Consider the following 19,490-nt stretch of genomic DNA (forward strand, 5'->3'; position numbering starts at 1 on the left):
GGCCGGACGGGCCGGTCCCACGACCGGACCGCGAGCCGCCGGCCCTGGAAGGACAGGACAGGCCATGACCGGGCTCCGCTCCCACACCGCATCCGCCGTCAGGACGACCGGCGCGGCCCGGGACGCACCCGGGCGCCCCCGCGCCACCCTCGCCCTGACCAGCGCCGCGACCGCCGTGACCCTGATGACCTACACGGCCCCGATGGTCACGCTGCCGGACACCGCGGCCGCCCTGCACACCCCGCTCTCCGCGCAGGCGTGGCTGCTGAACGGCACCCCGCTGGGCCTCGCCGCCCTGCTGCTGGTGGCCGGCAGCCTCGCCGACGACTACGGCCGCCGCCGGATCTTCCTCGCCGGCACCCTGGCGCTCGGCCTGACCACCGCACTCGGCGCGTTCACCACGACGACCTGGCAGTTCACCCTCGCCCGTATCGCACAGGGCGCGGCGAGCGCGGCGATCCTCGCGAGCAGCCTCGGCCTGATCGTGCACGCCTTCCCGAGCCCGCGCGGCCGGCTGCACGCCACGGGGGTGTGGGGCGCCTTCGTCAGCGGCGGCATCGCGGTCGGTCCCCTGGTCGCGGGCGCCCTGCCGAACTGGCGGGTGGCGTACGCCGTCCTGGGCGCCGCCGCCCTCGCGGTGGCCGCGCTCGGCACCCGTGCGCTCGCCGAGTCCCGCGCGGCCCGCGGCGGACGCCCCGACATACTCGGCGCGCTGACCTTCGGGCCGGCGCTGGTCTCCCTCATTGCGGCCCTGACCCTCGGCCGGGACGGCTGGCTGCGCGCGCCGGTGGCCCTGCTGATCGGGGCGGCCGTAGTGCTGGTGGCCGCCTTCGTCGCCATCGAGCGCTGGGCCGGCACCCCGATGATCGACCTCGGTCTGCTGCGCCGGCCCCGTTTCCTGGCGTCGTCGGCGGGCGGCCTGTTCACGGGCCTCGCGGTGATCGGCATGTTCAGCTTCCTGCCGGCCCTGCTCCAGCAGACGCTGCGGCTGTCCCCGCTCGCCACGGCCTGGCTGTTCCTGCTGTGGTCCGGACTGAGCTTCGCGGTGGCACTCCAGGTCAGGCACCTGGCCGGCCGCGTCTCCCCGCGCGCCCAACTGGCCCTCGGCTTCGCCCTGCACACGATCGCCGTGATCACGATGCTCGGCGCGATCGGCTCCGGCTCCTGGACCCGCCTGCTGCCCGGACTGATCCTCGGCGGCGTGGGCAGCGGCCTGCTCAACGGCGCGCTGCCGCTGCTCGCCGTCGAATCGGTGCCTCGCGAGCGGGCCGCGATGGGCTCGGGCGCCCAGCAGACCTTCCGCTACATCGGCTCCTGCGCGGGCGTGGCCCTGACCATCGCCCTCGCCACTTCCTCCGGCAGCCTGGCCCACGGCACGAACACCGCCCTGCTGGTGTCGGCGGTCCTAGCGGCGGTGGGTGCGGGGGCGGTGCTGGTGCTGCGGGAGCGGGGGGAGTAGACCGACGGGCGGTGCTCACGGCGTCCGCCCGGCACTCGCTCACCTCGGCCGCATGGACACGAGTCTCCCCCACACCACCATCCGGTACCGCGAGGTGAACTCGGGGGTGCAGGTGGTCAGCGTGATGTAGTAGCCGGGCTCGCGGTACCCGCGGCCGGGCCGGACGAGGGAGCGCGGCACGGGCCGGACGACCCCCGAATCCCTCGCCGTGGTCTGCGGCAGCACCTGGTCGACGTCGTACGTGTACGTCGCCGACCGCGTCTCCACCTCCACGACGTCCCCGCGCCGCAGCCGGGGCAGGTACCGGAACGGCTCGCCGTGCGTGTTCCGGTGCCCCGCGACCGCGAAGTTCCCGGCCTGCCCCGGCTGCTGGGTGCCGGGGTAGTGGCCGACATACCCCTTGTTCAGGACGTCCGCCTTGCCGACGCCCTCGGCGACGGGGACGCGCAGGCGCAGCCGCGGCACGGCGAGGACGGCGTAGGCCTGGGACCGCCGGGGCAGCACGACGGTGGTGTACGGCCGCTGCCGCGCCGGTGCCCCGGAGGCGGACGCGGACGGGGAGGCCGTACCGGAACCGGGGCCCGGACCGGAACCGGTGCCGCTGTCCGCTCCCGTGCCGGCGCCCGCGTCGCCGGGGCCGTCCCGCCACTCCCGCTCCAGCGCCTCCACCTTCCGTTCGGCACCGCGCCGCGCCTCCCGGTTGGTCCACCACAACTGGTGCACGACCAGCAGCAGGAGCAGCACCCCGACGGTGACCAGCACCTCGGCCCCGCCCCACAGGGCCCGCCTGCGCCGGGCACGCCTGCGCCGCTCGCCGTGCCCCACGACCCGTACGCGCGGCGAACCCCGCATCAGCGCCACCTCCCCCGGAGCCGCCCGCACGATAGGCGCACCGCGCCGAACTGACCAGAGAGCCGGCCGACGAGGGGTGTACTCCCTCCTGTCACCGCTCGGCAGTACGGTGTCCCCCATGCGCCCCGACACGCCTGCCGAGAACGTCGACCACACCGCCGAGGCGGCACGCCTGGAGCGGACCGCCGGACTGTCCCCCGAGGACGCGGAGGCCCTGCTCCTGCGGGCAGCGGCCCATCTGGAGCTGTCCGGCGACCGCCCCGCGGCCACCGCGCTCTACGACCGCCTGCTGTCGTCCGCCGACGCCCTGGCCGACCCCGCCCTGGTCCGCGCCCTGAAGGCCGCCAACCTGTGGGAGTACGGCCACGAGGCGGAGGCGAGGGCGATCATCGACGGCATCCGGCTGACCGCCCCGCGCGACCCGGCCCCCTGGGTGATCGTCGCCGAGGCCCTGGAGTCGCACGACGAGCTGGAGGCGGCGGCGGAGACGTTCACGGAGGGAGCGCGGCTCCTGCTGGCGGACGTGGCGGAACCCCCGGCCGCGACCCGCCCCCTGCTCTACGGCCGCCACCGCGTCCGCCGCATGCAGGGCCTGGAGCACGACGACTGGGACACGCTGGCGGACACCCTCCACTCGGCCCCGGTCCCGCTGGACGAACTCCACGACCCGAAGCGGGTCTGGTCGCTGGGCTCGGAGAACCCGGCGGAACTGGCGGCGGAGATCACCCGCCTCCGCGCCGAACTGGGCGCCTACCGGCAGGCGCTGTCCCGCCCGTTCCCGGTGGCGATGCTGCACTGGCCGGCGGCGGAACTGGCGGAACTCCTGTCGGCGTACCCGGCCCTCGCCACGGAGTACCCCTCCCACGAGGAGCACCTGTCGACCATAGAGTCCTCGCTGCGCGAGCTGTCCTCCTCGGGCACGGGGAACCTGGGCATCGTGACGGGCACGGTCCCGTCGTACGAGGCGTTCGCGGCCTCGGAAAGCTCCTCCCCGACGGACCCCACGCTCCTCCCCCAGTACGCGACGACCCTCGCGGCCCGGGGCCGAGCGGTCACCTGGCCCCCACAGCGGGGGGCGGAGTGCTGGTGCGGGTCTGCGGAGGGGTATGAGGTGTGCCACGGGGGGTAGTGCCCTGGGGGCCGCCCCGCTCGCGTGTCTGGCCTGGAGCACCCTCGAAGGGGCTCCGAAGGCATCACCAGGCGGAGAGCCAGGCGGCCCCACAACCCGCTGTAGACGCCAAGAGCGCCGCAGCGGCCGGGATTTCCCTACCGGCCCTTCGGTTGTCGGTAGCTGCTGTTAGAACTGATCCACATCGGCGCGCAAGGCGGTGGCGAGCTTCATGAGGGATCAGGGGGAGCAGCTGTGGCAGAACAGGTGGGGTCGCCGGAGCCGATCGCGGGCGTCTACGAGAAGCTGATCACCCGAGACGTACGCGACGAGCTGGAACGGTTCGAGGCCGCCGGCTGGAAAGCCGTTGACGCCGAGGTCAGTCCGGAGTCTTCCCCCCATGTCCTGGGCCGCTACATCGGTGACGCGGTCGGCCAGAAGCTGGCCGAGCTGCCCGCTGGGGAACGAGTCGAGTTCGCGAACCGGATCCTCGGAGCGCTGGCCTCCACCCATCCTTCAGCGACGAACGACGCCGAAGCGTCCGGATCCCTTCTCGAAGGCCCACGGCAACTGCTGGCTCTTGCGAGGCAGGAGGCTCCGGGCGTCTACGCTCTGCGCCCTCTGACACCCCTCTCCGAGACGTCTCTTCTCACAAACTCCCCTGAAGATCTGAGCCTGGGAGCCGAACTCAGGGCTGAGCTCGCCACCGCGGACCGTATCGATCTCCTCTGCGCCTTCGTGAAGTGGTACGGCATTCGCGTGCTGGAGGACTCCCTGCGCGCTGCCAGGGAGAGAGGCGTGCCGATCCGTGTCATCACGACCACCTACATCGGCGCCACCGAACGTCATGCGCTCGACCGTCTGGTGCGCGATTTCGGTGCCACAGTCAAGGTGAACTACGAGACCCGTTCCACCCGACTGCACGCCAAGGCTTGGCTGTTCAAGCGCAGAACAGGCTTCGACACCGCTTACGTAGGTAGCTCCAACCTGTCGAAGGCGGCGCTTCTCGACGGCCTGGAGTGGAACGTACGCCTGTCCTCCGTGGCGACTCCCGCGGTGCTGAGCAAGTTCGAGGCAACTTTCGAGGCGTACTGGAACGACACTGCCTTCGAGGCGTACGACCCCGACACCGACGGAACACGGCTTGACGAAGCGCTCACCCACGCGAGCGGAGCCAGCGCCGGCAGCGACCTGAGGATCAGTCTCTCCGGCCTGGAGGTGCGCCCGTTTCCTCATCAGCGCGACATGCTGGAGCGCCTTACCGTCGAGCGGGAGTTGCGCGGACGGCACCGGAATCTCCTGGTCGCGGCAACCGGAACGGGAAAGACCGTGATGGCTGCCCTGGACTATCGCAGTCTGTGCAACCAGTCGGACGGGGATCGGCCGAGGCTGCTGTTCGTGGCGCACCGCAAGGAGATCCTGAAGCAGTCCCTACGTACGTTCCGTGAGGTGCTGGACGATGCGTCGTTCGGTGAACTCCTGCATGCCGGGCAGGATCCACTCGAGTGGAACCACGTGTTCGCCAGCGTCCAGTCGCTCAACGTTCAGCGCCTTGAGCAGTTGACCCGTGATCACTTCGACATCATCGTCATCGACGAGTTCCACCACGCCACGGCCGTCACCTATCGACGGGTCATCGACCACTTCACGCCGACGGAGTTGCTCGGTCTGACGGCCACCCCTGAACGGATGGACGGGCTCAACGTCCAGGACGAGTTCTTCGAGGGCCGGATCGCCGCGGAGATGCGACTCTGGGAGGCCCTGGACAACGACCTGCTGTGTCCCTTCCACTATTTCGGCATCCCCGACGGCACGGACCTGACGAACCTTGCCTGGCAGAAGGGCGCGTACGCGGATCAGGACCTGGGGAACCTCTACACGGGAAACCACGCCCGCGCCCGGATCGTGGTGAAGCAGGTCCGTGACAAGGTCTCCCGTCCGGGAGCCATGCGCGCCCTGGGCTTCTGCGTGACCAAGGCACACGCCCACTTCATGGCGGACTTCTTCCGGCAGGCGGGCTTCCACGCGGCGGCCCTCGACAGCGACTCGCCCGCCGGTGTCCGCGCGCAAGCCCTGTCGGACCTTCGGGACGGAAGACTCCAAGTGATCTTCTCCGTTGACTTGTTCAACGAAGGACTCGACATCCCCGACGTCGACACCTTGCTACTTCTCCGCCCCACGAACAGCGCCACCGTCTTCCTTCAGCAATTGGGCAGAGGGCTGCGCCGGACCGAAACGAAGCCCGTTCTCACGGTGCTCGACTTCATCGGGCAGCACAGAGCAGAGTTCCGCTTCGAAGAACAGTTCCGCGCCCTGACCAATCTGTCGCGGAACCGCCTCCTCGATCACATCGAGCACGACTTCCCCCAACTGCCCTCTGGCTGCCAGATCATCTTGGAGGGCAAGTCGAAGAAGCTCGTCATCGACAACATTCGCACCCAGGTGGGCGCCACCGTGAAGACGCTGGTGAAGGAGGTCAAGGCCTACGGCACCCCGCGCCTCGCCGACTACCTCAGGGAGAGCCGGCGGGAAATCAAGGAGCTGTACAAGAGCGAGAACAGCTGGACGACGGTACTGCGCCGCGCTCACCTGATCGATGAACCCGCCTCTGCGGGGGAGGCTGGACTCTCGAAGAGAGTGCATGCATTTCTCCACGTAGACGACCCGGAGCGCGCGGAGGCCTACCTCCGGCTCCTCCAGGACGACGCTCCGCCCTATGAACTGCTGGAGCCCGCCGACCAGTCGTACGCCCGCATGCTGTTCTTCAACCTGTGGGACAACGCGGGTGGCTTCCACAGCTTCCAGGAGGGCCTGGAGTCGCTGCGTTCCCAACACGTTCTCAGAGACGAACTGCGTCAGGTGATTGCGCATGTCGTCGAGCAGGCCGACCACATCCCCATCCCTCTCTCCGGCCGCCTCAGCCAGGTGCCGTTGAAGGTCCACAGCTCCTACAACCGCTCCGAAATCCTGGCGGCCCTCGGCGTAGCGCGTTTCGGCGGGCAGATGCCCCGCTCCTTCGCGCAGGGTGTGCAGTGGGTCGAGGAACTGGAAACCGATGCCCTCCTCATCACGTTGGACAAGAACGAAAAGGACTTCTCCCCCACGATCCGGTACAAGGACTACGCGCTGAGCCCGACCCTCTTCCACTGGGAATCGCAGAATGCGACGGCCGCCGACTCCCCCACCGGCCTGCGCTACCGGCGACACAATGATCGTGACAGCCGAGCCCTGCTGTTCATGCGGCGCTACAAGAGCACCGACATAGGCAAGTCCCAGCCGTGGATACTTCTCGGTCCGGCCACCTACGAGGGTCACACCGGCAGCAAACCGATGGCGATCACATGGCGCCTGAAGCACGAGCTGCCCGCCGATGTGTGGACGTACGCAGCCATCGCCGCGGGCTAGCACGGCTACCCGCGCAGGTCACATCCACATAGGGTCGCTGCGGGTCTTCGTCGTAAGAGGTCGAGCGGGGTCAGGCATGAGTGGGACAGTCGTCGCGGTCAGCTGTAACGAGGAGTACTCCTTCACCAAGCCCAGTCGGGAGAGCGTCACGTTGCTCGCCGGGCTCGGGGTGGAGGGGGACGTGCATGCCGGGGTGACCGTCCGGCATCGGTTTCGGGTGCGGCAGGATCCGACTCAGCCGAACCTGCGCCAGGTGCACCTCATGCATGAGGAGCTCTTCGCGGAGGTCGCGGAGGCCGGGTTCGAGGTGGGGCCCGGGGAGCTCGGGGAGAACATCACCACCCGGGGGATCGATCTGCTCGGGCTGCCCACGGGGGCGCTGCTGCGGATCGGGGACGAGGCCGTCGTAGAGGTGACAGGGCTGCGGAACCCCTGTGCGCAGATCGACGCCTTCCAGCGCGGGTTGATGAAGCAGGTCGTGGGGCGGGGGGAGGACGGGCGCGTGTCGTACAAGGCCGGCGTCATGGGGGTCGTGCGGGTGGGGGGCCGCGTGCGTCCCGGGGACGGGATCGGCATCGAGCTTCCCGACGGGCCGCTTCGGCCGCTCGAACGGGTCTAGCGCCGCCCTCGCGGGTCCGGTTCGGCTGGGCTCGCCGCCTCGTGCGACGGCTGCGGCTGTTACTCACTTTCGGGTGAGGGGTGCCGTACCGGCGGCGGTCGGGACCGGGGGCGCCTGGCTCCGCCGTTCCCCTTGTTCACGCGCTCGCCGCAGATGACGCCGCGTCACTATTCGTCCGTTTACGGGATGAATGTGTCGTACAGGCGAGAGTTGTGAATTTGTCCAGGGAATGTAACAGGCGCCGCGTGGCGCCCGGCGCACGGCGCGGCCCGGGCCCAGGGTGTGGCTGTGCGGCCGACCGGCCGCCACCCGTACACCGCACCCCTGGTCACGGTTCTGGGCCGTGGCCGACGGGGTGTGCACGACCCTGCAAAGGGGGACCTCGTGTCCGTTTCTGTTTCTGTGATCGCGCGCCGTGTCGCCGCCGGTGCTGCCGCGGCGGCCGCTCTCGTGGGCGCGGCGGCGCTGCCGGCGTCGGCCGCCGACCACGACCACGGCCGCTCGTTCGGCGAGCACGTGGTCATCAGTGACGTGCAGTACCGCTCCCCGGGCCGCGACAACCGCTCCAACCTCGTCCTGAACCGCGAGTGGGTGCAGCTCACCAACCAGGACCGCCGCGCCGTGAACCTCGACGGCTGGACCCTGTCCACCGAGAACGGCCGGATCTACACCTTCCGCCACTACCGCCTGGACGGCCGCTCGACCGTCCGCGTCCACACCGGCATCGGCCGGGACGGCGGCAACGACCTGTACCAGGACCGCCGCCGGGACGTTCTGGACGACCGCAGCGGCACAGCCACCCTGCGCAACGACCGCGGACGGCTCGTCGACTCCGTCTCCTGGGGCCACGACGACCGTGGCCACCGGGGCGACGACCGCTGGGGCCACGACAACGGCGACCACGACCGCTGGGGCCACGACAACCGCGACCACGACCGCTGGGGACACGACAACCGCGACCACCGGGGCGACAACCGTGACCACCGTGACGGCGACCGCCGGGGCCCGGGCCACGACGGCCGGCGGCACGGCGACCACCGCTGAGCCTCACCCCTCGGCGCGCCGGTGACCAGTGACCCGGCACGCCTCTTCCCCTGGTCAGACGGCGTACCGGTCATCCTCCCGACCGGTACGCCGTCGGCCTGTGCGCCCCACGGAGAGACCCTGGGCCGCGGGCGCTACGCCGTCGCCGCGAGATCCGCCCGGCCGAACAGGAGGGCGAAGCCCTGCGGGAGCTGGGCCAGCACGCGCGTCGTCAGCGGCTCGCCGATCCGGTCCGCCAGCACGCTCAGGACCGAACCGGCGTCCCAGCGGGCCGTCGCCGGGGTCGAGCCCTCGATCCGGGTCGCCACCGACTCGACGAACTCGCGGGCCGACACGGCGTGCGCGGCCGGGATCTGGGACACCATCACCTGGGCCGCCTCACGCGGCAGGGCCTGCGCCAGCGCCACCCGCTCGTCGCCGGTGACGTGGGCGCCCAGGGCGCGCAGGACGACGCGGGTGACGCGTTCGGCCTCGGCTCTCGTCGCGTACTGGCCCGCCTCGCGCACCGCATCCGCCAGCTTCACCCAGCCGGCGCCCTCGGGCGTCTCGTGGGCCGCGGGGCGCAGGGACGCGGACGGGGCGGGAATGGTCGCTCTCGGCTGCGGGGTCGTCACGGTCATCGTGGTGGCTCCTCCTCGGGACACGTCGGGACACCGCAAGCCCGGTACCCCGTAACGCGGTGGTCATGGGCGAGAGTTCGGCCCATGCGCGGCATGTGGCGCGATGCGGCCTGTGTGGCGAAAAACGGCACACTCGTCGGACCTGGACCCGGGTCCGGGCGGTGCGCTGTCCGCGCGTTAGCCTCGGGGCAGACCTCGGGGTTGATTCAGGGACACAGGAGGCAGTCATGGCCAGGGTTCCCAGTGCGGTCGTCGCCGCGACCGGGCTCGTCGGCGGTTACGGCGTCGCCCGCTGGACGAAGAAGCGGCAGCTGGGCGGGGTCGTCCTGGCCGTGGCCGGCGCCACCGCCGCCCAGCAGTGGCGCGCGCGGGCCGGCGGGAAGGCGGCGGGCGCGCTGACCGCCGCGTACGTCGCCGGGTTCGCCGGCTCCCATCCGCTGGCCAAGAAGGTCGGCGCCTGGCCGTCCGTGCTCGGTGTCGCCGGCGCCGTGGCCCTGGCCTCCTGGGCCGTCGCCGACCGCAAGGCCTGAGCGCCGGGCCGGCCGCCTCCGGCTCGGCTCCGACTCCGGCTCGGCTCCGACTCCGGCTCGGCTCCGACTCCGGGTCCGCTCCGACTCCGGGTCCGCTCCGGTACGGCTTCAGCTCCGGCCCCGCTCAGGCGCAAGCTCAAGCGCAGGCTCAGACTCAGGCGCAGGCGCAGGCGCAGGCGCAGGCGCAGGCGCAGGCGCAGGCTTCCGCTTCTACGACACCCTCTCCCCCGCCCGGAACGCCCTGCGGTAGGCCTGCGGGCTCGTCCCCACCACCCTCCGGAACCGTTCCCGGAAGGCCGTCGGGGAGCCGAAACCCGCCTGCCCCGCGATGCGTTCCACCGAGTACGGGGTCGTCTCCAGCAGGTACTGGGCCCGCCGTACCCGCGCCCGGTGCAGCCACTGCAGCGGTGTCGTGCCGGTCTGCTCCCGGAAGCGGCGGTTGAGGGTACGGCTGCTCATGCCCGCCCGCGCCGCGATCTCGTCCAGCGTCAGATCGCGGTCGCAGTGGTCCTCCAGCCAGTGCAGCAGGGGCTCCAGGGTCGCGCCGGCCGGGGCCGGGGGCAGGTCGTGCACGATGAACTGGGCCTGCCCGCCCTCCCGTTCCAGTGGCATCACCGACATGCGGGCCGCGTGCGCGGCGACCGCGGAGCCGAAGTCCCTGCGGATCATGTGCAGGCACATGTCCATCGCCGCCGCGGCGCCCGCCGAGGTGAGGAACTGGCCGTTGTCGACGTAGAGGACGTTCGGGTCGACGGTCACCGCCGGGTGGCGCGCGGCCAGTTCCGGGGCGGCGATCCAGTGCGTCGTCGCGCGCAGCCCGTCCAGCAGCCCCGTCGCGGCGAAGAGGAACGCGCCCACGCAGATCGAGGCGATACGGGTGCCGCCGGCCGCCGCCGCGCGCAGCGCCTCCGCGACGCCGGGCGGCAGCGTCCCGGGCGGTTCGGCGACCCCGGGCAGGATGATCGTGTCGGCGTCGGCGAGCGCGTCGAGGCCGTACGGCGCCCGGACCGTGAAGGCGCCCGCGCTCACCTCCTCCCGCACCGAGCAGACCCGCACCCGGTACGGCGCCCTGCCGTCGGGCAGCCGTGCCCAGCCGAAGGTGTCGATGGGAGCGGAGAGGTCGAACGGGACGACCCCGTCCAGCGCCAGTACGGCCACGGTGTGCATGGCGGGATCGTAGGCCTGCGACGGATTGTCGCCAACAGTGCCCCCACGGTTCCGACAGCACGAGGACGTGGTCGGGTCGCTGGCGGGAATCCGTCGGAGCCTGGCACTTCCGCCACTTCTCGAAGATCGTCGCGGGGCCTAGCGTCACCGCCGTGACCAAGTTCCTCCTCGCCGTGCACGTCCTCGCCGCGATCGTCGCCGTCGGCCCCGTGACCGTCGCTGCGAGCATGTTCCCGCCCGTCGCGCGCCGGGTCCTCGCCGCGCCGCCCGCCGGCTCCGGCACCGCAGCCCTCGCGGACGACGACTCCGAGCCCGTCATCCCCGCGAGCGACGACCCCGGTGCCGCCGATGATCCCGCCGGGACGCTTCGGCTGCTGTACCGGATCTGCCGGGTGTACGCCGTCGTCGGGGTCGTCGTACCGGTCTTCGGGTTCGCCACCGCGAGCCGGATGGGGGTGCTCGGCGACGCCTGGCTGATCACCTCGATCGCGCTGACCGCGCTCGCCGCCGTGGTCCTCGCCGCGCTCGTGCTGCCCGCCCAGACCACGCTCGTCGAGGGCGGTGGCACGGTCCGGCACACCGCACGACTCGCCATGTACACCGGGGTGTTCAACCTGCTGTGGGCCACCGTGACGGTCCTGATGATCGTCCGGCCGGGCTCCACGACCGGCGCGTGACGGCCCCGAACGGAGACGGCCCCGATTCCCGGGCGTCGCTGCCCAGGAATCGGGGCCGTCCGGCTCCCTTGTCGCGCGTTACGGCCGGCTCGCCGCCGGCGGGGCCGTCGGGCCCTGCGTGCCCGGTGAACGCCGGGACGGCCGGGCGTTCTTCGTCGCCTCCCTGGCCCGGCCCGCCACGGCCGTCAGCGGGCGGGCGATGTCCTCCAGGGACCGGCGCTCGGCCTTCACCGCGAGGAACGCCGCGACCAGACCGGCCAGGCACATCAGGGCCGCGCCGATCGAGAAGGCGAGGACGGTGTCACCGACCTTGCCGGTGCTCGTGAGGTCGGCGAACAGCAGCGGTCCGCTGATCCCGCCGGCCGCCGTACCGAGGGCGTAGAAGAAGGCGATCGACATCGCCCGCGTCTCCATCGGGAAGATCTCCGACACCGTCAGGTACGCGCTGGACGCACCCGCCGACGCGAAGAACAGCACCGCGCACCAGCAGGCCGTCAGCGTGCCCGCGCTCAGCGAGCCGCGGTCGAACAGCCAGGCCGTGCCGAACAGCAGCAGACCGGAGAGCAGGTACGTCCCGGAGATCATCACCCGGCGGCCGACCGTGTCGAACAGCTTGCCCAGCAGCAGCGGGCCGCAGAAGTTGCCGACCGCGATCACCGCGAAGTAGTAGCCGGTGTGGTCGGACGGCACGTCGAAGAACTTGGTCAGGATCGCGCCGAAGCCGAAGGTGATCGCGTTGTACAGGAACGCCTGGCCGATGAAGAGGGAGAAGCCGAGCACCGCGCGCTTGCGGTACTGGCCGAACACCGTGCGGGCGATCTCCAGGAAGGTCACGTTCTTGCGCTGGTGGATCTCCAGCTCGCCCTGCGGCTCGGGCAGCGCCGCGCCCTTCTCCTCCCGCACCTGCCGTTCGATGCCGGAGACGATCTCCTCCGCCTCCCGGTCCCGGCCGTGGATGAGCAGCCAGCGCGGACTCTCGGGGACGTGCCGTCGCACGAGCAGGATGACCAGGGCCAGGACCGCGCCGAGGGCGAAGGTCAGGCGCCAGCCGACGTTCGCCGCCAGCAGGCCGGTGTTGAGCGCGACGATCGAGAGCAGGGAACCGCCGACCGCGCCCAGCCAGAAGCTGCCGTTGATGATCAGGTCGACCCGGCCGCGGTAGTTGGCCGGGATCAGCTCGTCGATCGCGGAGTTGATCGCCGCGTACTCGCCGCCGATGCCGAAACCGGTCAGGAAGCGGAACAGGAAGAACCACCAGGCTTCCCAGGACACGGCCGTCAGGGCCGTCGCCGCCAGATACACCGCCAGGGTGATCATGAAGAGCTTCTTGCGGCCGAAGCGGTCGGTCAGGCGGCCCCAGAACAGGGCGCCCACGCAGGCTCCCGCCACGTAGAGCGCCGCGGCGACACCGGTGATCTGCCCGGAGGAGATCGCCAGACCGCTGCCCGGCTCGGCCAGCCGGCTCGCGATGTTGCCGACGACCGTGACTTCCAGGCCGTCCAGGATCCATACGGTGCCCAGGCCGATCACGATCGTCCAGTGCCACCGGGACCAGGGCAGTCGGTCCAGCCGTGCGGGAATGTTGGTGGTGATGGTCCGGCCGGACTCGGCCTCAGCTGTGCTCATGGGCTCCCTTCCTCCTCGAAGGACGGATACCGGGTGCCCGGCCCCTGCCGATATAGGCCGCCCGGGCCTCCGGCGGCGGTGCGGGTGGTACGGCGGTACGGCGGCACGGGCGGTACGGCGGTGCGAGCGGTACGGCGGTACGGCGGCACGGGCAGTACGGCGGCACGAGCGATTCGGCAGCACGGGCGGTACGGCGACGGACCGTACCGCGGCCCGGGGACCCGCCGGGGGGCAGCATGGGGGCAGGAGCCCACCGCGGCTCCCAGCGGCCCAGTCGACGCCCCACCCCGGCCGAGAGGCCGGCGCGGGCACGGCCCACCCGGGCCGACGGGTCCAGCAGGCCACTGGGTCGGGCAGGCCGGCGAGGCGGCGGGCAGGTCAGTGGCGCAAGCAACCGGCCCGCCGTGGCGAGCCGACAAGCGGAGCGAGCCATGGCGGGGTCAGCCACCAGGCCAGGCAAGCCACCACACCGGGCAAGCCGCCAGGCGGGGCATGTCACCGGGCGAGCCGGCCGCCAGGCGGGGCAAGCCACCACACCGAGCCGGCTACAAGGCCCGGCGAACCACCGCACCGTACCCCCGCCGAACTCGCACCCGGAGCCGAGCTCACCCACCCCGCCGAGCCCCCGGCAGGGTTCACGCTCCCAGTGCCCGTGACACCACATAGATCAGCAGGCCCGCCAGCGATCCCACCACCGTGCCGTTGATGCGGATGAACTGCAGGTCGCGGCCGATGTGGGCCTCGATCTTGCGGGTGGTGTGCTCCGCGTCCCAGCCCGCCACCGTGTCCGTGATCAGCGAGGTGATCTCCTTGCGGTACGTCGTCACGACGTGCACCGCCGCACCCTCCACCCAGCTGTCGACCTTCCCCTGCACCTTCGGCTCGGTCGCCATCCGCCGGCCCAGCGACAGCAGCGCGGCCCGCACCCGCAGCCGCAGCTCGCTCCGCTCGTCGTCGGCCGCCGCAACGATCATCGACCGCACGGCCGTCCACGCCGACGCGATCAGGTCCTGCACCTCGCCGCGGCCCAGCACCTCCCCCTTCAGCCGCTCCACCCGCGCCCGGGTGTCCGTGTCGGACTGCAGGTCGGAGGCGAAGTCCGTGAGGAACCGGTCCAGCGCGCCCCGCGCCGGATGCGACGGCATGTCCCGCATCTCGGTCACGAACCGCAGCAGCTCCTTGTAGACCCGCTCGCCGACCTTCTTGTCGACGAACCGCGGGGTCCAGCCGGGCGCGCCGCCCTCCACGGCGACCATCACGTCACCCCGGTGCAGCACCAGCCAGTCGTGGGCGCGGGCCACCACCAGGTCCACCACCCGCCGGTGACCACCGTCGGCGACGACCTTCTCCAGCATCTTCCCGATGCCCGGCGCGATCTCCTGCGCGTTCGCCCGCCGGGTGATCGCCTCCCCGACGACCGCCTGCACATCGGAGTCCCGCAGCACCGTCAGCGCGCCCCGCAGGGCCGTCGCCAGCTCGGCCGTCACCCGGTCCGCGTGCTCCGGCTCCGCCAGCCACGCCCCGAGCCGGCTGCCGATGCCGACCGCGCGCAGCCGCTGCCGTACGACGTCCCCCGACAGGAAGTTCTCCCCCACGAACTCACCCAGTGAGACGCCCAGCTGGTCCTTCTTCGTGGGGATGATCGCGGTGTGCGGGATGGGCAGGCCCAGCGGATGCCGGAACAGCGCCGTCACCGCGAACCAGTCCGCCATTGCACCCACCATGCCCGCCTCGGCGGCGGCGGCCACATAGCCCGCCCACGCCCCGGCGCCCTCGTGCTCGGCCAGCTTCGCGAGGACGTAGACCAGCGCCACGAACAGCAGCATCCCAGTGGCCGTGAGTTTCATGCGCCGCACCCCGGCCCGGCGCTCCTCGTCCGCGGGGGTGAACGCCGTCATGGTCCGGTACGACGCCGCCCGTCCCGGCGCGGCAGGCGCACCCTCCGGTGCCCGCGCTCCCGGTGTTCCCGTCTCCGTAGGTTCCATCAGCTCCACCCGCTCGGTGATCCCGCACACAATTGTCCCTTCCTGACCGACTCCCGGAACGAAACAGGAGTTCCCGGCGTCTCTCGGGAAGGGGATTTTGGGCAGGGCCCTGTCAGACCGGCCTGGCCCATGACGCATCATGGATCCATCGGATCGGAGCCTCGGGCTCCCATCTATCAAGGAGAACAACGCAAGCGTGACCAAGCGTCATGAGGGGGGCGCGGGGCCCGCCGCGGAGCAGCCGGAAGCCGCCGTCCCCGCCCGACACGGTGTGATCCTGGGCGCGCTCGTCGCCCTCGTCGTCGCACTGTCCACCGTCATCTACCTCACCGTCGCCGCCGACGACGGCACCCCCGGCAGCGCCCTCGCCGGCAACCGCACCCACCGCGACTCCGCCGCCGCCCCCGCCTCCACCGGCACCTGGGTCGGCTCCTGGGCCGCCGCGCCCGTGGGCGGCGAACCCGGCACCGAGGGCACCGGCCTGGCGGGCCGTTCCGTCCGCAACGTCGTGCACGCCGACGCCGGAGGTACGGGTGCCCGGATCACCCTGTCCAATCTCTACGGACAGTCCCCGCTGACCATCAGCCACGCCTCGCTCGCCCTCGCGGCCGGCGACGGAACCGCCGCGGCCGCCGCGGAAACGATGCGCCGCCTGACCTTCAACGGCAGCGCCGGTGTCGTCATACCCGCCGGCGGACAGATCGTCAGCGACGCCGTGCGCATCGCCGTTCCGCACGGCGGCGACCTCCTGGTCACCACGTACTCCCCCACCGCGTCCGGCCCGGTCACCTACCACCCGCACGCCCGGCAGATCTCCTACGTGGCCGACGGTGACCGCACCGAGGACCCGACCGCAGCCCCGTACACCCAACAGACGCCGTACTGGCGCTATCTGACGGCCGTGGACGTCCTCAGCAACGAGGCCGACGGAACCGTCGTCGTCTTCGGTGACTCCATCACCGACGGCGTCACCTCGACCATCGGCGCCAACCGCCGCTGGCCCGACGTCCTCGCCGGACGGCTGCGCACCGCGCTCGGCGGCGGACGCCAACTCCCGCGCTACAGCGTCGTGAACGAGGGCATCAGCGGCAACCAGGTCCTCGCCGACGGATTCGGCCGGCCCGCGGAGAACCAGAGCGGACTGGGCCGCTTCGGCCGCGACGCGCTCTCCCGCACCAACGTCAAGGTCGTCGTCGTCGACCTCGGCATCAACGACATCCTGCGCAACCCCCGGCTCGCCGACCCCGACCGCATCACCGCCGGCCTGCGCACCCTCGTCCGCCAGGCACACGCACGCGGCCTCAAGGTCGTCGGCGCCACCCTGATGCCGTTCGAGGGCCACCGCGGCTTCACCGCGGCCCGGGAGGCGGTACGGCAGCAGGTCAACGCGCAGATCCGGGCCGGCGGGGTGTACGACGCCGTCGTCGACTTCGACCAGGCCCTGCGCGACCCCTACGCCCCCCACCGCCTGCTCCCCGTGTACGACTCCGGCGACCATCTGCACCCCAGCGACCTGGGCTTCGCCAAGATGGCCGAGACGTTCGACCTGTACGCGCTCAGGGGCGCGGGCCAGGCGGAGCTGTAACCGACGGGGGCTGCAGCCGACGGGAGCGGTAACCGACGGGGGCGGGGCGGGCGGCGCCGGGCACGGGCGGCCAGGAATACTGGCCGCATGACCCGCCTGATCCTCGCCACCCGAAACGCCGGAAAGATCACCGAGCTGAGGGCGATCCTCGCCGACGCCGGGCTCCCCCACGAACTGGTCGGCGCCGACGCCTTCCCCGAGATCCCCGACGTCAAGGAGACCGGCGTCACCTTCGCCGAGAACGCCCTGCTGAAGGCCCACGCCCTGGCCCGGGCGACCGGCCTTCCCGCCGTCGCCGACGACTCCGGTCTCTGCGTGGACGTCCTGGGCGGCGCCCCCGGCATCTTCTCCGCCCGCTGGGCCGGCCGGCACGGCGACGACAAGGCCAACCTCGACCTGCTTCTCGCCCAGCTCTCCGACATCGCGGAGGAACACCGGGCCGCGCACTTCGCCTGCGCCGCCGCGCTCGCCCTGCCGGACGGCACGCAGCGGGTGGTCGAGGGCCGGCTGCGGGGCTCCCTGCGGCACGCCCCGGCCGGCACGAACGGCTTCGGCTACGACCCGGTCCTCCAGCCGGAGGGCGAGACCCGCACCTGCGCCGAGCTGAGCCCCGCCGAGAAGAACGCGATCAGCCACCGCGGCAAGGCGTTCCGCGCCCTGGTACCGGCGGTCCGGGAACTGCTGGGCTGAGAATCACAGAGAGGGCCCGGCACCTTTGATTCAAAGGTGCCGGACCCTCTCCGCCTGTGCGCCCGGTCGGACTTGAACCGACAACATCAGGCTTCTAAGGCCTGCCTCTCTGCCAATTGGAGTACGAGCGCCCGTAGCCCCCCACTTTACTGGGCGAGAGTACGCCGTCGCGGGCCGCCTCGGCACCAGGTGGTCGTCGTCGCGTGGCAGTTGGGGCACAGCAGGCGAAGGTTGCCGCGACGGTCGTCGCTCCAGTCGCCGTTGATGTGGTCGACCCCCAGCGTCATCGGCCTTCGCCGCCACTCGGGCCCGAGGCCGCACTCGGCGCACGCCTCCGGCACCCCCACCTCGTGGAGTGCACGGCGGAGCAGACAGGTGCGCGTCCGACGCCGGCCCTCGTGCTGCACCAGGATGCCCTCCGGACGCCTGACCCGGTCCGGGCGCCGCCTGCCGCGCTGGTGGGCCTGTCCGAGGAAGTGCTCGGTGGAAAGGCGGTGCTCGGCGATCCATGTGCGGAGCAGGGCGCGTTGGGTGCCGTTGTCCGGGCGGCCGAGGCGGCGCAGGGTCTCGGCGACGGAGACCGACTCGGTGACGGCCCTGCACAACTCGTCGGGTCCGGGGCGGGCGCGCCCGCCGGATCGGGCGAAGTGCGAGATGTCGATCCCGAAGTGAGCGAATCGCCGCGCGAGGTAGCGACGCACCTTGCCGTAGGGACGCGTACCGAAGTACGCAACAACCTCGTCGAGGCTCGCGCACCGCTCGGCGGCTTCGGCCAGCCGTTCACGTGTGTACCGCACGCCACCGCTCATCGGGCGCCGCCTCGGGGCCTCTTGGCCCGACCGCGGTAATCGTCCGTGGTCGGATGGCAGTTGGGGCAGAGCAACCGAAGGCCGCCGATGCGGTTGTCACGCCAGTCGCCGTCGATGTGATCGACCTCCAGCGGGAGCGGACGCCCCCGCCAGACCGGCTCCGTGCCGCAGCCGGCGCAGCGCTCCTCGATGCCGAGTTCACACATCGCCCGCTCGAGTCGCCGACCGGGAACGCGCCGAGGCCGGTATACGTACTGGCCGCCATCGAGTGTCTCCCTGACGGGCAGGCGTTCCCGCCCGTACGGAGTAACGCACCGGTTATCGGACAGTCACGTCCGGAGGGACGGCGGACGGCCCGCGCCGGGGGGCCGGGGCGGGCCGTGGGGGGAAGCTGGGCCTCAGATGCCGAGGTCCTTGATGATCTTGGCTACGTGGCCCGTCGCGCGGACGTTGTAGAGGGCGCGTTCCACCTTGCCCTGCTCGTCGACGACGATCGTGGAGCGGATCACGCCCATGTAGGTCTTGCCGTAGTTCTTCTTCTCGCCGTAGGCGCCGTAGGCCTCGGTGGCCTTCTTGTCCGGGTCGGCGAGGAGGGTGACCTTCAGGGACTCCTTCTCACGGAATTTGGCCAGCTTCTCCGGGGCATCCGGAGAGATACCGATGACGTCGTAGCCGGCGCCCGCGAGGACGTCGAGGTTGTCGGTGAAGTCGCAGGCCTGCTTGGTGCAGCCGGGAGTGAGGGCGGCGGGGTAGAAGTAGACGATGACCTTGCGGCCCTTGTGGTCCGACAGGGAGACCTCGTTGCCGTCGGCGTCGGGGAGGGTGAAGGCGGGGGCCACGTCCCCCGGCTGGAGTCGCTCGCTCATCGGGCCAGCGTAACCGGGGGGCCTTGCGATGCGGCGCGGGGATGAGCTGACAGACTGTTCGGAACAGCATCAGAAGACTTCGGAGGCCGTACGGTGGCGGACACGTCGGACACGAGAACACCGGCGCAGATCGAGGCGGACATCAGGCGCCGCCGCGAAGTGCTGGCCGAGACGCTCGACGAGATCGGGATGCGGGTGCATCCGAAGACGATCGTCGGGGATGCCAGGGCCAAGGTCGCTGCCAACATCGATCACACGGTCGGGCGGGCCTATGTTCAGGTCAATCGGGTGGTGAGCGAGGTCAGGGCGCAGTTCGTCGACGAGGACGGGGCACCCAGACTGGAGCGGGTCGTGCCGGTGGCGCTGCTCGCGGTCGGCGTCGTGGGGCTGCTCACTCTGGGCGCCCGGCGGCGCAAGGGCTGACCCGGCCCGGTACGGACGTGTCGAA

Annotated in this window: 17 protein-coding genes, 1 tRNA gene and 1 pseudogene; 10 read left to right on the forward strand and 9 right to left on the reverse strand. The window is 71.5% G+C overall.

Annotated elements, in window-relative coordinates; genetic code table 11:
* The first annotated feature begins 64 nt into the window (after positions 1-64).
* Positions 65-1,459 carry an MFS transporter gene (locus N8I86_RS15705; protein ID WP_263278050.1) on the forward strand — a complete coding sequence of 465 codons (1,395 nt, stop codon included), beginning with the start codon at positions 65-67 and terminating at the stop codon, positions 1,457-1,459.
* Between the two features lie 39 nt (positions 1,460-1,498).
* Here N8I86_RS15705 and N8I86_RS15710 read toward each other — a convergent pair whose 3' ends face one another.
* Positions 1,499-2,311, reverse strand: a complete 813-nt coding sequence (locus tag N8I86_RS15710) for a class E sortase (protein WP_263278051.1) — start codon at positions 2,309-2,311, stop codon at positions 1,499-1,501.
* Between the two features lie 118 nt (positions 2,312-2,429).
* Between N8I86_RS15710 and N8I86_RS15715 the strand changes: the two genes are divergently transcribed.
* The 4 genes from N8I86_RS15715 to N8I86_RS15730 all read left to right on the forward strand — a co-directional run bounded on the left by N8I86_RS15715 (position 2,430) and on the right by N8I86_RS15730 (position 8,487).
* Positions 2,430-3,440, forward strand: a complete 1,011-nt coding sequence (locus N8I86_RS15715) for a hypothetical protein (protein ID WP_263278052.1) — start codon at positions 2,430-2,432, stop codon at positions 3,438-3,440.
* A gap of 234 nt (positions 3,441-3,674) precedes the next feature.
* Positions 3,675-6,824 carry a DEAD/DEAH box helicase gene (locus N8I86_RS15720; protein ID WP_263278053.1) on the forward strand — a complete coding sequence of 1,050 codons (3,150 nt, stop codon included), beginning with the start codon at positions 3,675-3,677 and terminating at the stop codon, positions 6,822-6,824.
* A 76-nt stretch (positions 6,825-6,900) separates the two neighbouring features.
* Complete coding sequence (locus tag N8I86_RS15725) at positions 6,901-7,443, forward strand: MOSC domain-containing protein (RefSeq protein WP_073900354.1); 543 nt, start codon at positions 6,901-6,903, stop codon at positions 7,441-7,443.
* Between the two features lie 384 nt (positions 7,444-7,827).
* On the forward strand, positions 7,828-8,487 hold the full coding sequence (locus N8I86_RS15730) for a lamin tail domain-containing protein (protein ID WP_317633607.1): 660 nt from the start codon (positions 7,828-7,830) through the stop codon (positions 8,485-8,487).
* Between the two features lie 134 nt (positions 8,488-8,621).
* On the opposite strand, the gene N8I86_RS15735 is transcribed toward N8I86_RS15730, so the two are convergent.
* Positions 8,622-9,107, reverse strand: a complete 486-nt coding sequence (locus tag N8I86_RS15735; protein WP_073900349.1) for a DUF2267 domain-containing protein — start codon at positions 9,105-9,107, stop codon at positions 8,622-8,624.
* Between the two features lie 227 nt (positions 9,108-9,334).
* On the opposite strand from N8I86_RS15735, the gene N8I86_RS15740 reads away from it, so the two are divergent.
* Positions 9,335-9,637, forward strand: coding sequence for a hypothetical protein (locus tag N8I86_RS15740; RefSeq protein ID WP_093477380.1), 303 nt, complete (start codon positions 9,335-9,337; stop codon positions 9,635-9,637).
* Between the two features lie 210 nt (positions 9,638-9,847).
* On the opposite strand, the gene N8I86_RS15745 is transcribed toward N8I86_RS15740, so the two are convergent.
* The gene (locus N8I86_RS15745; RefSeq protein ID WP_123437693.1) at positions 9,848-10,804 is read right to left on the reverse strand and encodes a GlxA family transcriptional regulator; all 957 of its coding nucleotides are present in this window, start codon (positions 10,802-10,804) and stop codon (positions 9,848-9,850) included.
* Between the two features lie 152 nt (positions 10,805-10,956).
* Here N8I86_RS15745 and N8I86_RS15750 point away from each other — a divergent pair, with 152 nt between their 5' ends.
* A complete protein-coding gene (locus tag N8I86_RS15750; RefSeq protein ID WP_263278054.1) occupies positions 10,957-11,481 on the forward strand; it encodes a hypothetical protein in 525 nt (174 codons plus the stop codon).
* 78 nt (positions 11,482-11,559) lie between these two features.
* On the opposite strand, the gene N8I86_RS15755 is transcribed toward N8I86_RS15750, so the two are convergent.
* Both N8I86_RS15755 and N8I86_RS15760 read right to left on the reverse strand, forming a co-directional pair.
* On the reverse strand, positions 11,560-13,107 hold the full coding sequence (locus tag N8I86_RS15755; protein ID WP_073900339.1) for an MFS transporter: 1,548 nt from the start codon (positions 13,105-13,107) through the stop codon (positions 11,560-11,562).
* 635 nt (positions 13,108-13,742) lie between these two features.
* Positions 13,743-15,122, reverse strand: coding sequence for a DUF445 domain-containing protein (locus N8I86_RS15760; RefSeq protein WP_073900336.1), 1,380 nt, complete (start codon positions 15,120-15,122; stop codon positions 13,743-13,745).
* 166 nt (positions 15,123-15,288) lie between these two features.
* Between N8I86_RS15760 and N8I86_RS15765 the strand changes: the two genes are divergently transcribed.
* Both N8I86_RS15765 and rdgB read left to right on the forward strand, forming a co-directional pair.
* The gene (locus N8I86_RS15765; protein ID WP_263278055.1) at positions 15,289-16,677 is read left to right on the forward strand and encodes an SGNH/GDSL hydrolase family protein; all 1,389 of its coding nucleotides are present in this window, start codon (positions 15,289-15,291) and stop codon (positions 16,675-16,677) included.
* A gap of 87 nt (positions 16,678-16,764) precedes the next feature.
* Positions 16,765-17,367, forward strand: coding sequence for an RdgB/HAM1 family non-canonical purine NTP pyrophosphatase (gene rdgB, locus N8I86_RS15770; protein WP_073900334.1), 603 nt, complete (start codon positions 16,765-16,767; stop codon positions 17,365-17,367).
* A 57-nt stretch (positions 17,368-17,424) separates the two neighbouring features.
* On the opposite strand, the gene N8I86_RS15775 is transcribed toward rdgB, so the two are convergent.
* The 4 genes and pseudogenes from N8I86_RS15775 to bcp form a co-directional block, all read right to left on the reverse strand.
* Positions 17,425-17,498: transfer RNA gene (locus tag N8I86_RS15775), tRNA-Leu, on the reverse strand.
* Positions 17,499-17,513: 15 nt separating this feature from the next.
* Positions 17,514-18,176, reverse strand: coding sequence for an HNH endonuclease (locus N8I86_RS15780; RefSeq protein WP_263278056.1), 663 nt, complete (start codon positions 18,174-18,176; stop codon positions 17,514-17,516).
* Positions 18,173-18,451, reverse strand: a pseudogene (locus N8I86_RS15785) (HNH endonuclease); the annotation flags it as partial. The gene N8I86_RS15780 and the pseudogene N8I86_RS15785, both read right to left, overlap by 4 nt.
* Before the next feature lie 123 nt (positions 18,452-18,574).
* Entirely contained in the window at positions 18,575-19,042 is a 468-nt protein-coding gene (bcp, locus tag N8I86_RS15790) for a thioredoxin-dependent thiol peroxidase (protein ID WP_073900331.1), read from the reverse strand.
* Between the two features lie 93 nt (positions 19,043-19,135).
* Here bcp and N8I86_RS15795 point away from each other — a divergent pair, with 93 nt between their 5' ends.
* Positions 19,136-19,465 (forward strand): DUF3618 domain-containing protein, encoded by a 330-nt coding sequence (locus tag N8I86_RS15795; protein WP_073900328.1) that lies wholly within the window; start codon positions 19,136-19,138, stop codon positions 19,463-19,465.
* Positions 19,466-19,490 lie beyond the last annotated feature (25 nt).

The organism is Streptomyces albidicamelliae (assembly GCF_025642175.1).
Classification (GTDB): Bacteria; Actinomycetota; Actinomycetes; order Streptomycetales; family Streptomycetaceae; genus Streptomyces; species Streptomyces albidocamelliae.

Coding starts and splice junctions, on each gene's coding strand:
- N8I86_RS15705 (WP_263278050.1), top strand. CDS start 65: ATGACCGGGCTCCGCTCCCACACCGCATCCGCCGTCAGGACGACCGGC.
- N8I86_RS15710 (WP_263278051.1), bottom strand. CDS start 2,311: ATGCGGGGTTCGCCGCGCGTACGGGTCGTGGGGCACGGCGAGCGGCGC.
- N8I86_RS15715 (WP_263278052.1), top strand. CDS start 2,430: ATGCGCCCCGACACGCCTGCCGAGAACGTCGACCACACCGCCGAGGCG.
- N8I86_RS15725 (WP_073900354.1), top strand. CDS start 6,901: ATGAGTGGGACAGTCGTCGCGGTCAGCTGTAACGAGGAGTACTCCTTC.
- N8I86_RS15735 (WP_073900349.1), bottom strand. CDS start 9,107: ATGACCGTGACGACCCCGCAGCCGAGAGCGACCATTCCCGCCCCGTCC.
- N8I86_RS15740 (WP_093477380.1), top strand. CDS start 9,335: ATGGCCAGGGTTCCCAGTGCGGTCGTCGCCGCGACCGGGCTCGTCGGC.
- N8I86_RS15745 (WP_123437693.1), bottom strand. CDS start 10,804: ATGCACACCGTGGCCGTACTGGCGCTGGACGGGGTCGTCCCGTTCGAC.
- N8I86_RS15755 (WP_073900339.1), bottom strand. CDS start 13,107: ATGAGCACAGCTGAGGCCGAGTCCGGCCGGACCATCACCACCAACATT.
- rdgB (WP_073900334.1), top strand. CDS start 16,765: ATGACCCGCCTGATCCTCGCCACCCGAAACGCCGGAAAGATCACCGAG.
- N8I86_RS15780 (WP_263278056.1), bottom strand. CDS start 18,176: ATGAGCGGTGGCGTGCGGTACACACGTGAACGGCTGGCCGAAGCCGCC.
- bcp (WP_073900331.1), bottom strand. CDS start 19,042: ATGAGCGAGCGACTCCAGCCGGGGGACGTGGCCCCCGCCTTCACCCTC.